The organism is Williamwhitmania sp., assembly GCA_035529935.1.
GTDB lineage: Bacteria > Bacteroidota > Bacteroidia > Bacteroidales > Williamwhitmaniaceae > Williamwhitmania.
Genome location: DATKVT010000084.1, coordinates 1 through 3473, shown reverse-complemented (window position 1 = coordinate 3473; position 3473 = coordinate 1). Strand labels below are relative to the sequence as shown.

The following is a 3473-nucleotide window of genomic DNA, read 5'->3' as shown; positions in this document are numbered from 1 at the left end:
GAAGCAAAAGAAAATACCCCCGCATGTGAATTGCTGGAAGTTTTGGCTGATGCAGTAGACGCATACGAAACCGTTCATTATCCGACTGAGGGAATCGGATAATAACCCGGGTCGAAATATGCGCAGTTTTCAAATTCACTTGACAAATAAAAACTTTTGTGGTAGAATATAGTCATAACAAAAAGTGAGGATGAAATGAATAATTTATCTGACGAATTTGGAAATGCAGAAATTGAAATTTTAGCCGACGAATGGGAAGAACAGCAAGCCGTTCTACGTGCAGAAAATGATTTTCATATTGGCGACGAGGTGGTCTTGACCGACACCTCCGCTTCAGCTAATGCTTTATTTGGAATTGGTGTCCACACCGTAGAGAATTTTGAGGGTACTAAAATTGGTATTCGTTTATGGCATGGAAAACGTAGTATTTGGGTTGAGGCTGGTGAGATTGAACATTTCACCAGTTCTGCAAATCAAATGGTACAGGGAGTATAAAATGGGACTTTTATTTGGTTTATTAATTATGATTGTAGGCTCAATGGTTGTAGTAAAAGCACTTTGCAAAATATTGGGTATTGACTTATCAAAGTTTTAGTGGTATAATATGGCTATGAGAATAAACGATAAAGGTTTACGCCGAGCGGAAAAACGGCAGAAACAGTATAACAAGAAAAAGAATGGTATGCGTGTTGATAACAAAAACATTTTTGTTCTCGAGGAGCAGAAAAAGAAAAAGGGCGAAAAGGCTAATGAAAAATAAAATGTTTCAGCGACACCTGCGTCAGTGGTGTGGTGGTGGCTCACTAACTTAAAAATTATTCAAGCCCTTATGGGCTTTTTATTTTGTGCGCATCCGGGAACCCGGGTCAGAAATTGCCCTTGACAAAAAAGGGATTACGAGGTATAATATACACACAATTAGAATAGAGGAAAAATGAAAGCCAATAGACAAAATATAAGATTTACTCTCGCTTGCTTTATGTTCTTTCTGCTAGTTACGTCGTGTGTATGGCAAATGATTTCTGTAAACAATCGAGAAGCAAGAAAAACAAACACTTATGAAATTGATATTGACAACGATGGAGTTGTAGACGCAGTTGTTGAAGGGAAGCTAACTGTTTTAGCACAAGAAAAAGAAGCACCGATTGGTCAAAAAATTCTTGTGCGAGTTAGCCATTATAACCCAGCTCTCGGCGGAGCAAATTGTCTAACTTTTGTTGATGGTCAATGTGTTAGCACATTATCAAATGGCGAACGATGGCAGGACTGGATGGAAAAAGCAATCGCTTGCCCAGCAGAACTACCTTTTGAAACTAAAATTGTAATCAATGGTCGTGAGTGGGTTTGTAAAGATAGGGGCGGAGCAATTGTTTACGATGGTATGGCATTTTGGATTGACCAACTTACCCCGACCCCAGAATATGCTTACGGTACAGTCCTTGAGGCTGTGGCTTATATGCCATAACAACCCGGGTCAAAACCTGAGCTGCGCAAGAAAATCTGAAAATTGGTACTTGACAAATCTTCTACCGCATGTTATAATATGGTCATAATCAAACAATAGAGGAGATTAAAAATGGAAGATTTCGGATGGGCTGGCGACGAGTTTTTGATGGGGGATTGTCAGGATGACTGGCATCAGAATGAGGGTGGCTGGGATGACTTTGAAGAGCGTGAGTGCTTTTTGGAGCAATGTGCAGAGGAAGCCAGCAAGTTTGACCAGCAGGCTGAAGAAGAAGCCGAAGGCTTGCCATTCGCACAAGCTTGGCGAGACGGGTTCGACGGGGTTCGTGATGATATGGAATGGTAGGGTAACCTGCGCAAAAGTCCGGGCAATTGTCCCGGACTAACTACCCGGGTTAAAATCGTGGATTGACATTTATACAAATCTATGGTATAATTGATTTATAAACAAATAAGGAATATAAAATGGAATTTCGAGAATTTGGAAAAATAGCACGACTTTCTCGTGAGATGGTTATCACAGAAAAAATTGATGGAACAAACGGGTTGGTTGCTATCGAAGAGGGAACTTCCTTAAAAAACGGAGGATTGGTCGATGCAAATTTTGAAGGTGTTGATTATGTAATTTCGGCTGGTTCTCGAACTCGTTGGATTACTCCTGAAAAAGATAATGCTGGCTTTGCCCGCTGGGTTATCGAAAATGCAAACGAACTTGTAAAACTCGGCACAGGGTTTCATTACGGCGAATGGTGGGGACAAGGCATTCAACGAAATTATGGTTTGAAAGAAAAACGCTTTAGTCTTTTCAATTCTTACCTATGGTCTGACGAATTAGGCAATCGACCCTCTTGTTGTCATGTTGTACCTGTTTTATACTCTGGAATGTTTGATACAAGAGTTATCCGAAACGTTTTGGATGATTTAAAGCATACGGGCAGCCACGCTTCAAAAGGCTTTATGAAACCAGAAGGGGTTGTAATTTACCACACAGCAGGAAATTTGTATTTCAAGAAAACTATCGAAGGAGACGAAAAACCAAAATCACTTGCTTCCGAATAGGGAGCAAGTAACCCGGGTAAAATTTTGACCTGCGCAGTTTTTAAAATCCCTTGACATTTTAGAAATTTATGATATAATGTACATATGAAACGAGGCGAGAACATGACTGAGTTATTTGAGGGAAGAGAGATTGTAGTAAACGCATTAGTGGGAAGCCATGCCCATAATTTACAAACACCTGAAAGTGATAGAGATTTTAAGTTATTTGTCACACCTACATTTGAGGATTTATTCAATGGAACTATGTTCTCTTTTGCTGATATATCCGATACGGTGGATTTTTCAGTGCACGATGTTAGAAAGTTAGGCGAACAAATCTGGAAGGGAAACATTAATTTTTTACAAGTGTTATTCAATCCAGAGGGAACACATGACAACGGTTTAGATTTCTTATTTGAAAATAGGGAAAGAATTGCACAAGCAAATATCCCTAATTTCTTAAACTCCACTATGGGAATGCATAGAGAGAAAATGAGCACTTTACACAAAGGAACAGGCAACACGCAACATTTAATTGAAAAGTTTGGTTTTGATACCAAGCAAGCACATCACGCAATTCGTTGCTTATTCACTATTGAAAAGTTTTGGGAAACTGACAGCATGGAAAAAGCATTATGGTTCAACAAAGGAAAAAAGCGTACAATTTTAATGGACATCAAAGCAGGAAAATTTACCGAAGCCGAAGTAAAAGCAATCGCCGAAGAATGGTTTGCTAAAAAGTGGGACGGCGAAATGAAAAAGAATTTTTGTGACACAGAATTAAATTGGAGTGTCAAAGAAGAATTAAACAATTTCATATTCGAATTCGTGAAAAAAAAGATACTGGGATAATCCCAGTATTTTTTTCTGCGCAAATCCCGGAGATTTTACCCGGGTTACCCTTGACTTTTTGCTGATAATATGTTATAATAATAATTGGAGTTAGCAAACCAAGTGAGCATGATATCCAG

Annotated in this window: 6 protein-coding genes; all 6 read left to right on the top strand. The window is 39.0% G+C overall.

The window, feature by feature from the left end; translation table 11 throughout:
- The first annotated feature begins 195 nt into the window (after window positions 1–195).
- The 6 genes from VMW01_06795 to VMW01_06770 all read left to right on the top strand — a co-directional run bounded on the left by VMW01_06795 (window position 196) and on the right by VMW01_06770 (window position 3354).
- Window positions 196–495 (top strand): hypothetical protein, encoded by a 300-nt coding sequence (locus VMW01_06795; protein ID HUW05949.1) that lies wholly within the window; start codon window positions 196–198, stop codon window positions 493–495.
- 109 nt (window positions 496–604) lie between these two features.
- A complete protein-coding gene (locus VMW01_06790) occupies window positions 605–760 on the top strand; it encodes a hypothetical protein (protein HUW05948.1) in 156 nt (51 codons plus the stop codon).
- 174 nt (window positions 761–934) lie between these two features.
- Window positions 935–1465 (top strand): hypothetical protein, encoded by a 531-nt coding sequence (locus tag VMW01_06785; protein HUW05947.1) that lies wholly within the window; start codon window positions 935–937, stop codon window positions 1463–1465.
- A gap of 111 nt (window positions 1466–1576) precedes the next feature.
- A complete protein-coding gene (locus VMW01_06780; protein ID HUW05946.1) occupies window positions 1577–1810 on the top strand; it encodes a hypothetical protein in 234 nt (77 codons plus the stop codon).
- A 119-nt stretch (window positions 1811–1929) separates the two neighbouring features.
- Window positions 1930–2523, top strand: a complete 594-nt coding sequence (locus VMW01_06775) for an RNA ligase family protein (GenBank protein ID HUW05945.1) — start codon at window positions 1930–1932, stop codon at window positions 2521–2523.
- 84 nt (window positions 2524–2607) lie between these two features.
- Window positions 2608–3354, top strand: coding sequence for a nucleotidyltransferase domain-containing protein (locus VMW01_06770; GenBank protein ID HUW05944.1), 747 nt, complete (start codon window positions 2608–2610; stop codon window positions 3352–3354).
- Window positions 3355–3473: the final 119 nt, after the last annotated feature.